This is a genomic window from Geotalea toluenoxydans JCM 15764, assembly GCF_001311985.1.
Lineage (GTDB): Bacteria > Desulfobacterota > Desulfuromonadia > Geobacterales > Geobacteraceae > Geotalea > Geotalea toluenoxydans.
The window spans coordinates 1-16,923 of sequence record NZ_BBCJ01000007.1; the positions used below are offsets into that span (position 1 = coordinate 1).

Genomic DNA, 16,923 nt, shown 5'->3' on the forward strand with positions numbered 1-16,923 from the left:
GGCGCTGGTGATCGGCATGGTCGGCGGCGCTGTCGGCTGCCTGGCCGGAGGGGCGATTTCCGAAGGATTTCTCAAGATGATGGGTCAGACGACGGAAACGGTGTATGGGATCTCCTCCTCCGGAGGCTCCGTCATGTTTCCCCCGGGAATCGTGCTGGAGGCGATGATGTTAGGGGTCGTCGCCTCTGTGGTGGGGGCTTGGAATCCGGCGCTTGCCGCTTCCCGGATTTCTCCGACCGAGGCCTTTGCCAAAGGGGCCTTCCAGGCTAAGATTGCCGGAAGCTATGCGCTCCGGATCGCAGCCGGCGCCGTTGCCTTCGGCTGCGCCGTGCTCATCGCCCTTTTTCCCCCTTTTGGCGGCAACCCACTCATCCTCTCCGTGATGGCGCTCGGCGGAATCGGTATGGTGCTCCTCGTCGGCCCGCTTTCCCGCGTGCTCCTGCGCGTCCTCGCCCCGCTTCTTATGGGGTTGTCGCCGGTCGCGGGACGTCTCTGCTCCAATGCCCTACTGGGAGCTCCCCGCAGGACTTCCGGCACGGTCATGGCCATGGCGCTTTCACTCACTTTCGTGCTTGGGTTCGGCGGATACATGGGATCGATGACGGAAACGATGGTCAAGTGGATGGATGATGTCCTCACCAGCGACCTCTACGTGCGGGCGTCCGCCAACTGGTCGCGCCCCGATTTCCTCTTTCCGGGAACATTGCGGCAGGAACTTCTGAAGGTGCCGGGCGTGCGGGCAGTCGAATCGGTGAGGACGATCCGCCCCATGTACCAGGGGCATCAGATCGTCATCAGCTCCTTCGAGGTTGAGCCGGTGCTGAAGCGGATCAAGTACGAATATTTCAGCGGCAATGAGCAGTCCATACGCCAGGGGGTAGGCCAGCAGGGGATGTGCTTCGTTTCGGATAATTTTCAGAGCCGCTTTAAACTGGGCGTTGGGCAGGAAGTTGAACTGATAACCCCCCAGGGGCCCGTGCGGTTTACCATAGCCGCCGTGGTGCGCGACTTTGGCTCGGACCAGGGTTCCATTTATATGGACCGGGCGACTTATCTGCGCCATTGGCAGGATGACCGGGTGGATATCTATGACGTGTCAGTGGTTGCCGGAGCCGATGCGGGCCAGGTCCGCAACCTGATCCGGGCGCAGCTGGCGGGGAAGATGCCGGCCCTGATCTCGACCCGGCAGGAGTTCATTGCCGAGATCAAGAAGGCTGTCGATGCCTTCCATGCCCTGACAAAGGTCACCCTGTTCCTCGCTTTGGCGGTGGCGTTCCTGGGCATCGTCACATCGCTTCTGATTTCAGTGTCGGAACGGACCCGGGAGATCGGCGTATTGAAGGCACTCGGGGCGATCCCGTCGCAGATTGTCCGGAGCGTCGTGGCGGAGGCGCTTGTCATTTCCCTGGTGGCGGTCATCGTGGCAATCCCTGCCGGAAATCTTTTCGCTTCCTTCATGGAGGGGGCGGTGGCACGGTTCTTCACCGGCTGGAGCATGCCCCACCTCTATCCATGGGATATCCTGATCCAGCTTTTTGTCGCCCTCCCGTTCGTTTCCGCGGTTGCCGCCTGGGTTCCGGCGCGCCAGGCGGCGCGGTTGAAGATAACAGAGGCGATAGAGTACGAATGACAGGAAAAGCAAACAAAACGCAATTGGACGCGGAAAAAGCGGATCAAAGCGGATTTTTGAGAGAATCACCAGGGCTTAGCCATTAAATCCGCCTTTTCCGCCTGGATCCGCGTCCCTTCGCCTTTGATTTTTAGATGTCCCGACTACGGAGGCTGATATGAATATAAAAGCACCATTTGCAGCACTCATACTTTCTGTCCTTGCTACCACCCTGGCCCTGGCGGCACCCGATGCCCGGACACTCCTCAAGGAGTCTGAGGCCCGCCACCGGACGAAGACCCAGCAGTATTCCGGCAATCTTGCGTGGTCAACAAGGATGGCAAAGTCCGCAAAAAGGGCTGGAAAAGTTACCGGCAGGGCTACGCCGGTGACGCCAAGACCCTGACCCGGTTCACCGAACCGCCGGAGGTGAAGGGGGTCGGCTTCCTCTCCCTTTCCCGTCCGGCAGGGCAAAATGACGACCAGTGGCTTTACCTCCCCTCCATGAAGCGGGAACGACGCATCGCCACCCAGGACCGGGATGCATCGTTCGTGGGAACGGACTTCAATTACGAAGACATGGAGGAGTTCGACCACGAAAAATACAAGGTGGCCATGCAGGGGGAACAGACTGTTGATGGGCAACTCTGTTACGTAATTACGGCCATCCCGTTGGAAAGCGGCGGCAAGTCGGTCTACGAGAAGAAGGTCCTCTATCTGCGCAAGGACATCCTCTATCTGCTGCGGGAAGACCTTTTCCGCAAAGGGGACAAACAGCCGAGCAAGATATTCACCCTTTCCGACCTGCAGAATGTGGAGGGACACTGGGTAGCCAAGAAGTGGGAGATGAGCGACCTTAAAAAGGGGAGCAAGACCACGGTGATACTAAAGGAAATAACCTTCGACAAGCCGCAGCCTGCGGGCCGCTTCACCCTTCAGAACCTTAATCGAGAGGGGGGCGATTGAACCGGTTTCCCCTCCCGATTTGCCTGATCCTGTTGCTTCTGCTGCTATCTTCCCAGGCTGTGGCTGGAGAGCTCTCCGGATACGCCAGGTAAAGGGCTTCGTCTATCCGGAACGGACCGGAGGCCACAGTCCATCTGCAGACGGCTGGGGGACGCTGTTCAACAAATGGGAGCAGAGGATCGGAGATGCTCAACTGACCGCATCGCTGCGGGGGGAGTGGCTTTCCACTGATGATCGGGGGGGACGCCTATTCGATCCAATGGACCGGCACATCCGCCGCCCTCCCTTTTCGGTGCAGGATCTTTGGTTGCGCCTGCCCCTGTCCAATGACGTGGATCTGCAACTGGGGCGCTTCCAGCTGGCTGGGGCAAGACCGACGGTTATTCTCCGGCCGATGCCTTTCTTCCCCGTGATCTGACCGATCCCTTCGCCGATGAGAAACTGCCCCCCTGGGCGGTACGGCTGTCCGGGCAAAGGGGCTCCGTGCGCTATGAAGCGGTCGGCAGCCCGGTCACCACCCCCTGGCGCCTTCCCGTGCTAGGCAGCAGGACTGCGCCGCTCAATGGGGAGATTCCCGGCAACGTGACCCTGCAAGAAAGGGACAGCTCGCCGCCGGTGCCCGGATTCGGCGCAATTCGCGTGCTGGCCACCCTGGACCAGTGGGATGTGGGGGGGTGGGTGCGCGCGGGTATCCGTCCCGCTCCTCTCCTGGAGTTCCAGGTTGATCAGGCTCTGGAGACTGTCGATGGGCTGGTGATTCCGGTGGAGCGCCGGTATGTGGAGGAAGAAGGGGTAGGGATCGAGCTTTCGCGGGTGGTGGGCTCCTGGGTGATCCGGGGGGAGGTTGCCGGGCTCTTTTCCCGTGACAGGGAGCTGGGCAATGCGGTCATCGGGGCGCTGAGCGCTGAAAAAGGCTTCGGCGACGGGACCCTGCTCATGACCCTGGCGGGGAATGCCATCGATCCACCGGTGGATGAAATCCTGCTCTTCGACCGGGCGATCCTCCCGGCGCTCATCACCGCCTGGACCCGCACCGAGGAGTGGGGGGAATGGAAGGCGGTCTGGAGTGTGGGGCTGAAGCACGGGGACGGTCTCGTGAAAGCTGAAATTTCCTACAACCTCACCGATGTCTGGAAGCTGACCGTGGGAGGGGAGGCCCCTTACGGATCAGGCCAGGGGGGATTCGGTGCATTGGATGCGGCCAGGCGCCTGCACATGGCCGTTCGCCGGAGCTGGTGAAAAGATTCGGTTGCTAAAAACAGAGTGAGGAGGGGGTATGAGCATGTCAGGCATTAACAGAGTAAAGGAACTTTTTCACGCGACATCGTCTTCCGTCAGCCTGGGGACCCGCAGCAGGAAAGGGGAACTGAACATTGCCCCTGTCGGCAGTGCCTTCATGCCGGACGACAGTAGCATAATCCTGTTGCGGGGGCCGTTGCGACAGACCTATCTGAACTTGCAGGAAAATCCGGAAGCAGTGTTTCTGGTCGCGAACAAACATCCGTTCCGATGGCTCAAATTTTTTCTGACCGGAAAGTTCGGGGCATCTTTCGGATATCGGATACATACCCGATTGAGAGAGGTCAGGCCCGTGACCAGTACGGAAACCGAAGCCATTCTAAAGAAGCGCTTCGGCTTGGTAGCCGGATCGAGGGGAGGCAGGAAAATTCAGGCCACTCTGAAGCAGATGATGATCTTCGATATTACGCAGATAAGGGAAGTAACGCCTTTTTAGTATCTTACACAAGGCAGGAGGGGAAAACATGGCAAGTGTGCAGAGCGTATTACAAAAATTGAAGCTGAAATACAACAAGCCCTTTACCGCTCCATCCGTTCCCCTGGAAAAGTTGCGCGCCATGCAGGAGGATGCGGCTGAGCGGATTCCGTTGCCCAAAGACGTGAGGACTCAGACGGTTGTTGCCGGGGGGTAGATGCGGAGTGGGTGCATCCCCATGAAGCGCCCAAAGAGAAGGTTCTGATGTATCTCCACGGCGGTGCGTACGTCATGGGGTCGTGCAATACCCATCGTGCCCTGGCGGCGCAGATCGCCCGGGCATGCGGCATGCGGGCCCTGGTCCTCGATTATCGTCTGGCGCCCGAGCATCCCTGTCCGGCGGCAATTCACGACAGCGTCGCGGCCTACCGCTGGCTGCTGCACAACGGCATCCAACCCGGCGATCTGGTTATTGCCGGGGACTCAGCCGGGGGTGGCCTTGCCTTGGCGACTCTCTTGTCCCTGCGGGATTCGGGAGAGCCCATGCCTGCGGCTGCGGTGTGCATCACCCCATGGGCCGATTTGACGGGCATGGCTGAATCCGTCAAGACCCGTGCCAAGGCCGATCCGTGTCTGTGGCCCGACCATTTTTCCTTTGCCGGTCACTATGCAGGCGCCCATGATCGTTGCGATCCGCTCCTTTCCCCCTTGTACGCTGACTTGTCCGGATTGCCTCCCCTGTTGATTCAGGCCGCCGGCGACCATATCCTGTTGAGCGATTCCACCGGGCTTGCCCAGCGGGCGAAGGATGCGGGCGTTGCCGTCACCCTGGAGGTCTGGCAGGGGATGTGGCACGCCTTCCATCTCCATGCGCCGCAGTTGCCGGAGGCAGGAGCGCCATTGAAGCCATCGGCAGCTTTGTCGGCCGGCAGCTGGAAACAAGGGGGCTCGGCGCGCGTGCCTGTTTATAGCGCAGTCGGCGGTTGCCGATCGGCAGGGATATGACGAACTATTCAATCAAAAAGGAGGTTGTTATGTTTATAAAACGGGTGGTCGGCGTGCTGCTGGCCTTGGTCGTAATGGCAGGGCTCGGCGGGTGCGACAAGCGTTCGCTCTTCCAGTCGATCATGAACCATGAACGTGAAAGTGCAAAGCTGGCCGTCAAGATGGAGAACCTCCCCTATGGCAAGGTGGTCTACCTGACCAATGGGCCTGCCGGAAGTGAGCCTCCCATCGTCATGCTTCACGGCTTTGGCGGCGAGAAAGACAACTGGAACCGTTTTTCGAAGGAACTGACCGATGAGTATCGCGTGATCATTCCCGATCTTCCGGGGCATGGGGAAAGCGTTCAGGATTCCGGTCTGAATTACGGGATCGACGAGCAGTCAAAGCGCCTGAAACAATTCCTTGATGCGTTGGGGGTAAAGAAGGCCCATCTGGTGGGCAATTCCATGGGAGGCGCCATCGCCCTGCGCTATGCCTACCTTTATCCGCAATCCGTCGCCTCCCTCGGCTTGTTTGCCGCGGCGGGGGCAGAACAGACCGTTGCTGATTTTCACACTGCCATGAAAGCAACCGGCAAAAATCCTCTGCTGGAGATCCAAAACGCAAAGGATTTTGAAGATGTCATGAACAAATACGTCTTCGTCGATCCTCCTTATATTCCCGGTTTCATAATCGATATACTGGTGGAAGAAAAGCTCAAGCGGAGGGCCCTGGAGAAGAAGATGTTCGCCGACCTCATGGCAGACATGGACCAGACGAGTATCCTTTCGTCCATCAAGTCTCCTACTTTGATCCTTTGGGGGAGCCAGGACAAGATACTGCACGTGGATAATGCGGAGCTGTTCCGGACCAAGCTCGTCGGAAGCCGCAAAGAGATCATCGATGGGGTCGGGCACTGTCCCATGATAGAGAAGCCCGAGGTTGCAAGGGAGGCATACCGTAAATTCCTCCATGAGACAGCGCCTCAGGGCAAGCAGGCCGGGATTTGACAGTTCACATGCCTGTCGTCGCCGCCAACGGGCTGCGATTGACAATGTTAAGGCTGGAGAAAATGAGATTGACGATGGGAACATTTTGGAGTAGGTTGCGCGAAATTTATATTTTTCTTATGAAGGTTTCACATGTTTTCTGTCATCTCCCCTTTTATCGTTTCGAATTGCATTAACGCGGTCAGAGTCCGTCGTTGGGGTGGATCCTAACCTTTGGGGGGTGCAGGAACAACTATAGCCATAACCCCCCATTGGCAGTTGCCGCTGGGGGTTTTTTTTAGAAATTGAGGGATCATGATGAAGAAGTGGCTATTCAGGGGGCTTATTGCCCTGGCAAGTGTTGTGGTATCGGTTACTGCGATTGGCAGCGTTTACGAAGCCATGGGACGCCGGGAGGCAGCGATAGATTTTCCTCCTCCGGGCAAAATGGTGGACATCGGTGGGCGCAGTATTCAACTGGACTGTCGCGGCACCGGGTCGCCCACCGTGGTGTTCGAGTCGGGGCTGGATATGCACGGCTCGCTCAGTTGGGCCGCCGTGCAGGATGCCGTTGCCGAGACCACACGAGCTTGCACCTACAGCCGGGCAGGTATCATGTGGAGCGATCCTGGGCCGGTTCCGCGCAACGGCAAGAGCATTGCGGAGGATCTGCACGCCGCCCTGGAGCGGGGAGGGGAGCAGGGGCCGTTTGTGCTGGTGGGCCATTCCCTTGGCGGCCCCTACGCCATGACCTTCACCAAGTATTTCGGCAACGATGTGGCGGGGCTGGTTCTCGTCGATCCTTCACATCCGGAGCAGACCTCCCGTTTCAAGGCGGTCAGGGAGACAGAACCTTCCGCAATGAAGATTATCAGCAAGTTGGGAACAGCTTTGGCCTGGAGTGGTGTGGTTCGCGCACTGCAGCCACTGTTTCCCGGCGTGCCGAATCAGCTTCCTGAGACAGCCCGGGCGGTGACTGCTTATGCCTCGACGTCACTGAAGGCTGCTGTCCACGAGATCGATGCAATGGAGCAGACCCTTGCTGAGGCGGGGACCTTTCGCAGGTTGGGCAACCGACCGTTGGTGGTACTGACCTCCATGGCGCCGTTGCCTGCGGGCGCACTGGCTGCAATGAAAATGACGCCGGAACAGGGCCGTCAGTTCAAAGAAATCTGGAAGGGGATGCATGATGAAGAAGCTTCCTGGTCATCGTCCAGCCAACACATGCTTATTCCGGACGCCGGACATTACATCCAGTTTGATCGTCCGGCCATGGTAACCGCAGCGGTCAGTTCGGTCGTTGCCAGGGTGCGTGGGAAATTAAAATAGTCGCAGAACATAATTGCGACCCTTGCGTTGAGTCAAAGGGGGAAGAAATTCGGTGAAAATTAAAATCAACATGGTGCTTCTTTTTTGCCTGGTGTTTCTCGCATCGGGCTGTTCCACCTTTCAGGCGATCTCTCTGGTCCGCGGGGGTGAAGCGCTATCTCCAGGCCCGGAAGAAAAGGTCCTTCCTGCAGAATTCAGCGGCCATATGATTCTCGTAAAAGGCCACATCAATGGATCGGCCAAAGAGTATCGATTCATTCTCGATACCGCAGCGTTGACCATGATCGATAAAGAAACGGCGACCGAACTGCGACTGGCGAGGGATGTGGAGGTTAAGGCAAATGACAGTGCAGGGGGAACGAAAACAGGCCATCTGACAAAGCTGGGAAGCCTCACCATTGGCGGCATTACCGTTACCAATACTGCCGCTGTCATCATGGATATGACCAAGATCCGGGAAATGACAGGCATAGAAGTTGATGGCATCATCGGCTCCAACTTTCTTCGCTTTTTTACGGTCAAGTTCGACTATCAGCGGCAGCAGGTTTCCCTTTCCGGCGATCTGTCACCACTCAAGGCAGTTCCGGGAGCCACCCTGATCAGGTTCAAGCAATCCATGAAACAGGGATTTGCCCCTATGGTGGAAGCAGCAAGTGGAGATGCTTCGTTCAAGGCGCTCATAGACACCGGCCTTAACTATCCCCTGTCCCTTCCGCTTTCCATCGTTAAGAAGACGGATAAGGAAGCGATGATCGAAGGGAAAGGGGCGATGGGGGGCGGCTTTTTGGAGAACAACAAAAAGGAAGTACTGACCCGTCTCAACAGTTTCCGGATGGGGAGTACGGAATTCGGGAGAGTGGTGGCCAATGGGACGGAAGGAAAAGATGTGGCTCTCATTGGCAAGGAATTCCTTTCGCGCTTTGTAGTCACGCTCAATTACCCTGCCGGCGAGATGCTCCTGGTTCCGGTGAACGGCGTAAAAGAGGATGACAACATCTTTACCACAGGAATCGGCGTCATGCGGGATGCCAACGGCAAATTCCTGGTTTCTGGCGTCTGGAGCGGTTCGCCAGCCGATCAGGCGGGTGTCGCCGCCAATGACGAGATCGTAATGGTCAACGGCAAGGGGGCTGCCGATTATACGCTAGGGGAAATGCGCGCCATTTTGAAAACCAATGACGGTAAAGATGCAGTGGACCTGGCAATAAAAAATGCCGGTGGGGAGAGAAACCTCACTATCAAAAAGCAGTTCCTCTTTGCACAGTAGTAGTCACTGTTTCTGTTAAACCGGCGGAATACTGTTGAACAACTGTGTAAATGGATGATGACCTTGTTTGCCGGTAAGCAGGTTTGACTTGGCCTTTCGTCTTAGCTTTCCTTGATTAATGAAGTTGGCGGAGTATAATGCGGCGTCTATTACAAAAGAGTGAAGTTTTGATTGATGTGGATAAATGTTCCATTTGGGTGGATCACCGGTTCACGCGCGTGCGCGTGAACCGGTCAAAGGAAGTTATACGAGAAAAATATGAGAGAATTGCTGTCAGTAACAAATCCTGAATTGCGAGATGAATGGCACCCTTCTCGAAACATTATTGATTTTGAAAAGGTACGCTCTTCTTCAGGTAAAAAAGCGTGGTGGAGATGTAGCAAGAACCCTCAACACGAGTGGGAAGCTAGAATTTATCATCGAGCGGTACAGGGGATTGGTTGTCCATTTTGCTCGGGCAGATATATCTCTTTTGAACGCTCGCTTGCGGCACTTTTCCCGGACATTGCTGCAGAATGGCACCCAACAAAGAATGAAGCGTTGAAGCCAGATCAAGTTGGCCCGGTGAGTAGTAAGAAAATTTGGTGGATTTGTGGCAATGGGCATGAGTGGAATGCACAAGTCAGGAATAGAACCGCCTACGGCACTAAATGTAAAAAATGCTTTACTGATACTCATTCACTTCTGGTTACTCATCCAGACATTGCATCTCAATGGGATCATTCGAAGAACGGACAACTCAGCCCGTCAGACGTAACATATGGCTCCGATAGAGTTGTCTGGTGGACCTGTAGCCAAGGCCATGAATGGAAATCAAGGGTTCATGATCGTGTACGTGGCAAAGGTTGTCCGCACTGCCCGAAACCGAAGGGATTATTCAGTCAGAAATATGAATCGTTAGAGGCATCATTTCCAGAGCTTGCAAAAGAATGGCATCCATCTCTTAATGCCCCGTTGACACCATATCAAGTAAAACCAGGCAGCAATATCAAAGTATGGTGGCAGTGTACAAAGAACCATAGTCACGCTTGGCATTCATCTTTAAACACCCGGCTAAAGGGTCGCGGTTGTCCTCACTGCTTGAGAAGCCCATCCTTAGCTGATAAATTTCCTGAAATAGCAAAAGAATGGCATCCCATTAAGAATGGCGGACTAAAGCCATCTGATCTCTCATATGGAAGCGCAAAGCGTGTATGGTGGCAGTGCATTGAAAATCCATTACACGAGTGGGAATCATCAGTAACCAATAGGACAGCTCTTGGCGGTATTAAAAAATGCCCCCTTTGTGTTGGTGTTGGCCAAGCCAAGATCGCTGAAGAAAAAAGCCTTCAACAGAGACATCCTGAAATAGCCAAAGAATGGCATCCAACAAAAAACGGAAACCTTTTGCCATCGCTAGTGGCCCGTGCAAGCGGCAGAAAAGTTTGGTGGAAATGTGCCATAAATGGTGACCACGAGTGGGAGTCTACTGTAAAAAACAGGACAATTCTTCGGTCTGGATGTCCTCATTGTGAAGTAGACAGTCATTATACAAGATTTTATGACGAGCTGTATGAGTCGGCTCAAGCAAATGCAGACTTCTTTGTAACTTTCAGCAAATCACTAGAATTTCTTCAACAATTATCTCAGCAAAAACTCCCTCATCGTCTATACCTCCAGCAACCGTATTACCGAATGGTTTACGGATCAATCATTACTGCCATGGAAACCTATCTATGCGATGCGTTTTTCCACAAAGTCACAAATGACGAAACCCTTATAGAAAAGCTATTAACGTCAACACCAGAATTTAGAGAAAGAAAGTATGCGATTGCTGACATCATTGAATGGAAGAAACATACAAAGAAGAAGGTTTCTGATTATTTGCTAGACATTGTCTGGCACAATCTACCAAAAATAGAATTACTATACAAAAATGTTTTAAATGTAGCCTTTCCAAAGGATATTGAAGCGTTGCATAGATCAATTTCTATCCGTCATGACCTTGTTCATAGGAATGGAAGAAGCAAAACTGGAGCGTTCCACGTGATTCGACCAAAAGAGATAGATATCCTTTTACAGCGAGTTACGTCTTTTGTCACAGTAATTGACGACCAACTGAAAGAGTCATCAGGAATTGTATAACAAGGCGGCGGCACGCGGACGCCGCTTCGCTCCGCCGGTGCACCCCGGCCACGTTAAGCTACGCTATAGGAGGTATTACTGCATGGAAGTAGAGATAGTCACATTTCCTGAAATGAAAGTTGCTTTTGTAGAGCATCACGGATCACCAGCGTTCGAACACGAGACTGCGCGGAAGCTGATCGCCTGGAAGCTCGAAAACCATCTGCTGGATCAGTCGAAGTACCATAGCTATGGACTTCACTACACCGATTCACGTAACACGCCGGCTTCAATGCACCATGTCGACTTCTGCTCTCCGTGGAAGAAGACGTTGGCCCCAATCCCTACGGCATCATGACAAAGTTGATTCCGGCCCAACGATGCGTCCGCGCAAGACATGTAGGGTCTCGCTTGAACAACCAGGCCGCCGTCTATCTCTACGAGACGTGGTTGCCGCAAAGCGGTGAATCAGTCGGCGATTTCCCCATGATTTTTCACTATGTCAATGTGGGGCCAAAGGTGAGGGAAGAAGAGATGATCACGGATGTTTATCTGCCTTTAAAGTGATACCTCAATAATTACTTTAGCATGCACGGCTCAACCCGTCATTCCACCGGATCTGCACGAAAAGCCGCACTTACGGTGAATTCAGACACCGTTACCAATTGAGCATCATCGATTAGGAGAATTCGAATGAAACAACAGGATGTATATCTATTTGTCTTTGATAGTTTGTCCGATTGGGAAATGGGTTACGCCGTTGCTGGGATAAACAACCCTCAGTTCCAACTTAACCCAGGCAGCTTTCGTGTACGAACCGTTTCGTTACAACGCACTTCCGTTCTGACTATCGGTGGTATTCGCATTGAGCCTGATCTCACGCTCGATAGCATCTCTCCAAAAGACAGGGAGTGACAGAGGGGTCAGCCCTTGGGGAGTGACAGAGGGGTCAGCCCTTGAAAAAGGAAAATGTAGTGTCGATAGCCCAAAATTCTCTTTTCAAGGGCCGACCCCATATTCTTCCAAGGGCCGACCCCATATTCTTCATCAAGGGCCGACCCCATATTCTTCATTCTCTTTTCAAGGGCCGACCCCATATTCTTCATTAGTTCTTCATTCGGAGTATAACCCCATTATTTATGGAAAGGAGAGCGAGTCATGGCAAATCCGTTTGTGCATGTGGAACTCATGACCACTGATGTGGCTAAGGCAAAGGAATTTTATAACGGACTGTTCGATTGGCAATTGGAAGATATCCCGAAGATGGATTACACCTTGATCAAGGTCGGTGAAGGGACAGGTGGCGGCATGATGAAAACAGTCCAGCCAGATTTACCGTCCCACTGGATAGCCTACGTGCAGGTAGAGGATGCGGCAGCTGCCACCGAAAAAGCCCGGAAACTTGGGGCGACGATTTGCAAGGAAGTGACCCAAATTTCCGGTGGCTGGTTCAGTGTCATCACCGATCCGACTGGGGCAACACTGGGGATATGGCAGATGAACTGCTGCCTGTAAAAAGCCTGCGGCCTGAGCTGAGGTTTGTCTTTTTGAGATCACTTGCAAAAGAAGTTGAACATTCTCGAATTAGGACAAAGGTTAAATTGTCGAAGAATCAATGGGGCAAAAATGGGGCAAAAATGGGGTCAGGATTGCAAAGTTGCAAACTTAGAACCGGTCAGCCAACTTTGCAGGTATGCAATCCTGACCCGACTTGTTTCCCTGACCCGACTTGTTTCCCTGACCCGACTTGTTTCCGGCCACGTTAGGCAGTGACCAAATCTACTCACACCTCTAAGGAGATTTTCCAAAATGGATATTCCACGGATCTTCAACATCACCGAAAGTGCTCACCGTATCCATAACCCGTTCACCCCGGAAAAGTTCGCTACTCTCGGTGCGGCGTTGCGTCTGGAAATGGGGACCGCGTGCTTGATCTCGGCAGCGGTTCGGGGGAGATGCTGTGCACCTGGGCGCGCGATCACGGTTTCATCGGCACTGGCATCGACATGAGCCAGTTGTTTACCGAGCAAGCGAAACTCCGCGCTGAAGAACTTGGCGTTGCCGATCGAGTCGAGTTCATCCATGGCGATGCTGTCGGCTACGTGTCTGACGAGAAGGTCGGTGTGGCAGCCTGTGTCGGGGCTACTTGGATCGGCGGGGGAGTCGCCGGCACTATCGAGCTTCTGGCGCGGAGTCTGTGCACCGGAGGGATCATCCTAATCGGCGAGCCCTACTGGCGGCAATTACCGCCGACGGAAGATGTTGCAAAGGGGTGTCTTGCCAACTCGATCTCCGATTTTCTCATGCTTCCTGAACTTCTCGCGTCTTTCGGCCACCTTGGCTATGACGTCGTTGAAATGGTTCTGGCTGACCAAGACGGCTGGGACAGATACGAGGCGGCCAAATGGCTCACCATGCGCCGATGGCTTGAAGCCAATCCCGACGACGAGTTAGCGAAAGATGTTCGAGCCCAACTGACCTCAGAACCCGAGCGCCATGCCGCTTACACGCGTGAATACCTAGGCTGGGGTGTTTTCGCGCTGATGCCGCGTTGATGCGTTGGCGCATCCAGCGGATCGTCAACGGCTGGTGTCAACCCAAAGAGGTCACCTTGACACGAGACAAAAGTAAAAAGGCAGAAGGCTAAAAAGACGAAGTCCCAACAAGGCAGTTGGACACCGATCGGGCGGAAAGACTGCCCGATCGGGTCAACTGCACGGCCCGTCGGACAGCAACAGCACAAAGAGAACAAATGAAAATGAAACAGATTAGCGGAAAGCCTTTCATCATACCGATTACAAAAGCAAATACAGACAAGAAATCTGTCAATGGTTATTTTTATGGTTCTGGTGACATCGCGATTATTTTTTCCAATATGGACACCAACGATCAAAAGGAATGGAATCCAATTATCAATGACTTGATCTCAGACAAATATCTAGGACTTACATACACTTATACTGAACAAATGGATGACCAATCAGGGACACTTGAGGAGGTTATTTCATTTGCTTGCGATATGGGTGCAAAAAAAATAGTTCTTATTGGTGCAAGTAGGGGTGGGGTAGCTTCCATAAAAGTAGCGGCTCGTCATGTGAATAACGATAGTATAGTAGGAGTTGTTGCTATTTCAGCTCCAATTGAATATGAAGGGACTGTTTTCTATAGCAATGATGAATTAAACCGAATAAAAATTCCGAAGCTCTTGATAAATACTGAGAGAGATGATGGAGCTGATGATAATCGTAAAATGATAGAAATATTAAGAGAGCCAAAGGAATTATTACTTTATCCCGGGGATGCTCATGGCACAGAGCTTTTTGATAAAGAACGAGAACCAATAATAAAGAAGCTGGGTAGTTTTATAAAATGTGTCACCACAAAATCAAGAATCTAAAGCTTCAAAAAAAAAGTCCGGCAGACAAAGCCGCACCCGTTGGGCAAACACAGCAATAAAGAAATTGGCACGAGGTGAATAACCAATGGCAATTGAACTCAGCAAACAGGATGTCGATGACATCGTTAATTCTCTTCGCAAGTATTGCAAGGAGGAGCTGGAGCTGGAAATCAGCGGCATGCAGGCTAAGTTTTTTCTGGATTATATCATGAAGGAGATCGCTCCTTTCGCCTATAACAAAGGCATCAAAGATGCCGAAGCCTATTTCCAGGCGAAGGTTGAAGACCTGCCGGGCATCTGTTTTGAGGAGGGAATGACGTATTGGCACAAGAAGCGAAAATAACAATGCTGCAAGGTCTCAGGTCAAACATTGGCAAATATCGAACCTGTTAATGTTAGACATGACACTATGAATTCTTGGTAGTTATACACACATTGAGGAGGTTACATGAAACACGTTTTTGCTGTCTTTGCCATCTTTGCTCTTACAGGCTGTGCCTCGTTGCAGTCGGCCCCAACCGAAGCGATAACCAAATTGCCGGTTGTCCGAGTCGGTAGCCAACCACCGGAAACCACCGAATATGTCACGTTCTACCCGGCAGGCTTTGCGTTTCCGGTAAAACTCAACGCAACAGGCTCGCTGTTTGCGTCTGCGAACAGGGTTGAGTCCCAGGCAATCCTCGCCAAAGACTTGTACCTGTATAAGTATTGGGCGAGCCACGATGGGAAAACATGGGAAAACTCGCACAAATTGATCGGGGTTGAGTTCGGCGGCGGCTTTGATGTCAATGGCCTTCAGGCAAACATAAAGCTGGAAGCGAAGTAAAGGTAGTAATAACGTCAGGCGCAGAGGAGCATCATGGAGAATCAAGGGATTCCCTGGCAGTACGACGAATTCAAGCAAGTAGGCACCGACTATGGCCGCAAGGACGAGGTGGAAATCTACGATTCCAGCCATGCCGACTTCCGCGACATCAAGGCCGAAAGTCTTAGAGTCCTGGATCTCCTTGAAGTTACGGGCGACCATGTGCTGATCGATTTGGGGTCGGGAACAGGTACTTTTGCCATTGAAGCGGCACGACGCTGCGCCAGGGTGCATGCCGTCGATGTTTCGCGAGAAATGATCGACTGCGCGGCGACCAAGGCAATGAAGGCTGGAGTGACGAATGTCCGGTTTCATCATGGCGGTTTCCTGACCTACCGGCATGAAAGTACACCCGCTGACGCAGTGGTGACGACCTTCGCCTTCCATCATCTGCCCGATTTCTGGAAAGGGATTGCCCTGAAGCGGGTGAATGCCATGCTGAAGCCGGGGGGGAAGTTTTATATTCATGATGTCATCATTGAGGAAAACAATGCGCTGGAAAACATCGCCGCATTGATCGATAAGCTGGCGGCGGCAGGTGGGAAGCTGATGCGAGAGGATGCCGAGAGGCATTTCAAGGACGAATATTCGACCTACGACTGGGTTATGGATGGTCTCCTGGCTCGCGCAGGCTTTACCATCAGGGTCAAACGCATGGAAGACGGGGTGCTGGGAACCTATATCTGCACCAGGAAATAGCTTGAGGGAAACTGTAATTTTATTGCCGGAGGGATAGATGAAAAGATCTTGTAGATCCTTTGTGCTTTGCTCTGTTTTTGTCATGGTACTTGCCGTTGCCCATGGGCACGCTGCCGACAGTTCGGCCAATGAAACGGCAAAGGAACTGTTGGCTTCTCCTGAAGAGTCAGCAGCGCAGCATCCTTGGCAGGGATCGGTCAGTGCGGCCTGGCTGCCCGACAGCGACATACGCACCATCGGCGGAAAGCTCGGCATGCGGGAGGTGGAGGTGACGTTCGGCAGAAGTTATATGCTCTCCCCCCAGGCTAGTTTTTCCACCGATATAGCCTATTCACTGCGGGACCTTTCTGCCCCTGCGGGCGCACATCTCCCTGATGAGCTGCACACCCTCTCGGTAAAGTTGTCCGGCAATTATCATGTGAACAAGAGAACGGCGGTGACGGTGCTGGCTTCCCCCGGCCTGAACGGCGATTTTAAAGGGATCGACACAGACAACATCAGGACCCAGATCGGCGTCCTGGGATTCTATGACAAGACGGAAAAACTGACCTTGTTGGCGGGGGTGATCTATCAGCAGGGAAACGAAAGCATTCCGGTTCTGCCGGTTCTCGGGGTGATATACCGCCCCAATGAACAATGGACGCTCGGTCTCGCCGCTCCCCGACCGGGAATTACCTTCAGCCCGAACCGCACCTCAAGTTATTACATCGGCGGCGAGATCTCCGGTACTGAATATCAGCTGCATGACAAATCCATCGGGGCGGAGAAGGTTCTGTATCGTGACTTCAGAGCCTTTGCGGGGGCCGAATATCTTTTGTTCTCTGCCGTAAAAATCAATCTCTCGGGCGGCTACGCTTCAACCGAAAATTCCTCTTCTATGACGGGGCTCGGGATGATGTGGCGATCGCGAACGGTCCCTTTGCCAAGGTCGGGGTAAGTCTGAACTGGTAGCGGCGTGGAAGACGATTACCTTCGAAGAGAAGCTGCGCTATCAGTAAGGA

19 protein-coding genes and 2 pseudogenes are annotated in these 16,923 nt (G+C 53.3%); all 21 read left to right on the plus strand.

Annotated features, from left to right (window positions below; translation table 11 throughout):
• Positions 1-1,630, plus strand: a 1,630-nt coding sequence (locus tag JCM15764_RS05535; RefSeq protein ID WP_243688427.1) for an ABC transporter permease, incomplete at its 5' end; no start/stop codon positions are given.
• 157 nt (positions 1,631-1,787) lie between these two features.
• Positions 1,788-2,015, plus strand: a complete 228-nt coding sequence (locus JCM15764_RS21995; protein WP_243688428.1) for a hypothetical protein — start codon at positions 1,788-1,790, stop codon at positions 2,013-2,015.
• Positions 1,934-2,575 carry an outer membrane lipoprotein-sorting protein gene (locus JCM15764_RS05540; protein ID WP_243688429.1) on the plus strand — a complete coding sequence of 214 codons (642 nt, stop codon included), beginning with the start codon at positions 1,934-1,936 and terminating at the stop codon, positions 2,573-2,575. Before JCM15764_RS21995 ends, JCM15764_RS05540 begins: the two co-directional genes overlap by 82 nt.
• A 19-nt stretch (positions 2,576-2,594) precedes the next feature.
• Entirely contained in the window at positions 2,595-2,993 is a 399-nt protein-coding gene (locus tag JCM15764_RS22000; protein WP_243688430.1) for a hypothetical protein, read from the plus strand.
• Positions 2,994-3,058: 65 nt separating this feature from the next.
• Positions 3,059-3,814, plus strand: coding sequence for a hypothetical protein (locus JCM15764_RS22005; RefSeq protein WP_243688431.1), 756 nt, complete (start codon positions 3,059-3,061; stop codon positions 3,812-3,814).
• Between the two features lie 43 nt (positions 3,815-3,857).
• The gene (locus JCM15764_RS05550) at positions 3,858-4,310 is read left to right on the plus strand and encodes a pyridoxamine 5'-phosphate oxidase family protein (protein WP_243688432.1); all 453 of its coding nucleotides are present in this window, start codon (positions 3,858-3,860) and stop codon (positions 4,308-4,310) included.
• A gap of 28 nt (positions 4,311-4,338) precedes the next feature.
• Positions 4,339-4,506 carry a hypothetical protein gene (locus tag JCM15764_RS22010; RefSeq protein ID WP_243688433.1) on the plus strand — a complete coding sequence of 56 codons (168 nt, stop codon included), beginning with the start codon at positions 4,339-4,341 and terminating at the stop codon, positions 4,504-4,506.
• 11 nt (positions 4,507-4,517) lie between these two features.
• Complete coding sequence (locus tag JCM15764_RS05555) at positions 4,518-5,294, plus strand: alpha/beta hydrolase (RefSeq protein WP_054693449.1); 777 nt, start codon at positions 4,518-4,520, stop codon at positions 5,292-5,294.
• 29 nt (positions 5,295-5,323) lie between these two features.
• A complete protein-coding gene (locus JCM15764_RS05560) occupies positions 5,324-6,283 on the plus strand; it encodes an alpha/beta fold hydrolase (RefSeq protein ID WP_054693452.1) in 960 nt (319 codons plus the stop codon).
• Positions 6,284-6,577: 294 nt separating this feature from the next.
• Positions 6,578-7,591 (plus strand): alpha/beta fold hydrolase, encoded by a 1,014-nt coding sequence (locus JCM15764_RS05565; protein ID WP_243688435.1) that lies wholly within the window; start codon positions 6,578-6,580, stop codon positions 7,589-7,591.
• A 52-nt stretch (positions 7,592-7,643) separates the two neighbouring features.
• Positions 7,644-8,858, plus strand: coding sequence for an aspartyl protease family protein (locus JCM15764_RS05570; RefSeq protein WP_054693457.1), 1,215 nt, complete (start codon positions 7,644-7,646; stop codon positions 8,856-8,858).
• 258 nt (positions 8,859-9,116) lie between these two features.
• Positions 9,117-10,982, plus strand: a complete 1,866-nt coding sequence (locus JCM15764_RS22015; protein WP_243688436.1) for a zinc-ribbon domain-containing protein — start codon at positions 9,117-9,119, stop codon at positions 10,980-10,982.
• 112 nt (positions 10,983-11,094) lie between these two features.
• Positions 11,095-11,528, plus strand: a pseudogene (locus tag JCM15764_RS27895) (AraC family transcriptional regulator).
• Positions 11,529-11,654: 126 nt separating this feature from the next.
• Positions 11,655-11,876, plus strand: a complete 222-nt coding sequence (locus JCM15764_RS05590; RefSeq protein ID WP_054693469.1) for a type 1 glutamine amidotransferase family protein — start codon at positions 11,655-11,657, stop codon at positions 11,874-11,876.
• Between the two features lie 243 nt (positions 11,877-12,119).
• Positions 12,120-12,476, plus strand: coding sequence for a VOC family protein (locus tag JCM15764_RS05600; protein ID WP_054693474.1), 357 nt, complete (start codon positions 12,120-12,122; stop codon positions 12,474-12,476).
• 294 nt (positions 12,477-12,770) lie between these two features.
• Positions 12,771-13,516: pseudogene (locus JCM15764_RS05605) on the plus strand (SAM-dependent methyltransferase).
• A 197-nt stretch (positions 13,517-13,713) separates the two neighbouring features.
• Positions 13,714-14,358 (plus strand): alpha/beta hydrolase, encoded by a 645-nt coding sequence (locus tag JCM15764_RS05610; protein ID WP_243688437.1) that lies wholly within the window; start codon positions 13,714-13,716, stop codon positions 14,356-14,358.
• A gap of 85 nt (positions 14,359-14,443) precedes the next feature.
• Positions 14,444-14,701 carry a DUF2164 domain-containing protein gene (locus JCM15764_RS05615; RefSeq protein ID WP_054693477.1) on the plus strand — a complete coding sequence of 86 codons (258 nt, stop codon included), beginning with the start codon at positions 14,444-14,446 and terminating at the stop codon, positions 14,699-14,701.
• A gap of 105 nt (positions 14,702-14,806) precedes the next feature.
• Entirely contained in the window at positions 14,807-15,184 is a 378-nt protein-coding gene (locus JCM15764_RS05620; RefSeq protein ID WP_054693481.1) for a hypothetical protein, read from the plus strand.
• A gap of 33 nt (positions 15,185-15,217) precedes the next feature.
• Positions 15,218-15,922: a class I SAM-dependent methyltransferase gene (locus tag JCM15764_RS05625; RefSeq protein WP_054693484.1), complete on the plus strand. Its 705-nt coding sequence runs from the start codon at positions 15,218-15,220 to the stop codon at positions 15,920-15,922.
• Between the two features lie 37 nt (positions 15,923-15,959).
• Positions 15,960-16,859, plus strand: coding sequence for a DUF6268 family outer membrane beta-barrel protein (locus JCM15764_RS05630; protein ID WP_243688438.1), 900 nt, complete (start codon positions 15,960-15,962; stop codon positions 16,857-16,859).
• Positions 16,860-16,923 lie beyond the last annotated feature (64 nt).

Coding starts and splice junctions, on each gene's coding strand:
- JCM15764_RS05550 (WP_243688432.1), top strand. CDS start 3,858: ATGTCAGGCATTAACAGAGTAAAGGAACTTTTTCACGCGACATCGTCT.
- JCM15764_RS22015 (WP_243688436.1), top strand. CDS start 9,117: ATGAGAGAATTGCTGTCAGTAACAAATCCTGAATTGCGAGATGAATGG.
- JCM15764_RS05620 (WP_054693481.1), top strand. CDS start 14,807: ATGAAACACGTTTTTGCTGTCTTTGCCATCTTTGCTCTTACAGGCTGT.
- JCM15764_RS05565 (WP_243688435.1), top strand. CDS start 6,578: ATGATGAAGAAGTGGCTATTCAGGGGGCTTATTGCCCTGGCAAGTGTT.
- JCM15764_RS05615 (WP_054693477.1), top strand. CDS start 14,444: ATGGCAATTGAACTCAGCAAACAGGATGTCGATGACATCGTTAATTCT.
- JCM15764_RS05610 (WP_243688437.1), top strand. CDS start 13,714: ATGAAAATGAAACAGATTAGCGGAAAGCCTTTCATCATACCGATTACA.
- JCM15764_RS05590 (WP_054693469.1), top strand. CDS start 11,655: ATGAAACAACAGGATGTATATCTATTTGTCTTTGATAGTTTGTCCGAT.
- JCM15764_RS05625 (WP_054693484.1), top strand. CDS start 15,218: ATGGAGAATCAAGGGATTCCCTGGCAGTACGACGAATTCAAGCAAGTA.
- JCM15764_RS05600 (WP_054693474.1), top strand. CDS start 12,120: ATGGCAAATCCGTTTGTGCATGTGGAACTCATGACCACTGATGTGGCT.
- JCM15764_RS21995 (WP_243688428.1), top strand. CDS start 1,788: ATGAATATAAAAGCACCATTTGCAGCACTCATACTTTCTGTCCTTGCT.
- JCM15764_RS05560 (WP_054693452.1), top strand. CDS start 5,324: ATGTTTATAAAACGGGTGGTCGGCGTGCTGCTGGCCTTGGTCGTAATG.
- JCM15764_RS05630 (WP_243688438.1), top strand. CDS start 15,960: ATGAAAAGATCTTGTAGATCCTTTGTGCTTTGCTCTGTTTTTGTCATG.
- JCM15764_RS22010 (WP_243688433.1), top strand. CDS start 4,339: ATGGCAAGTGTGCAGAGCGTATTACAAAAATTGAAGCTGAAATACAAC.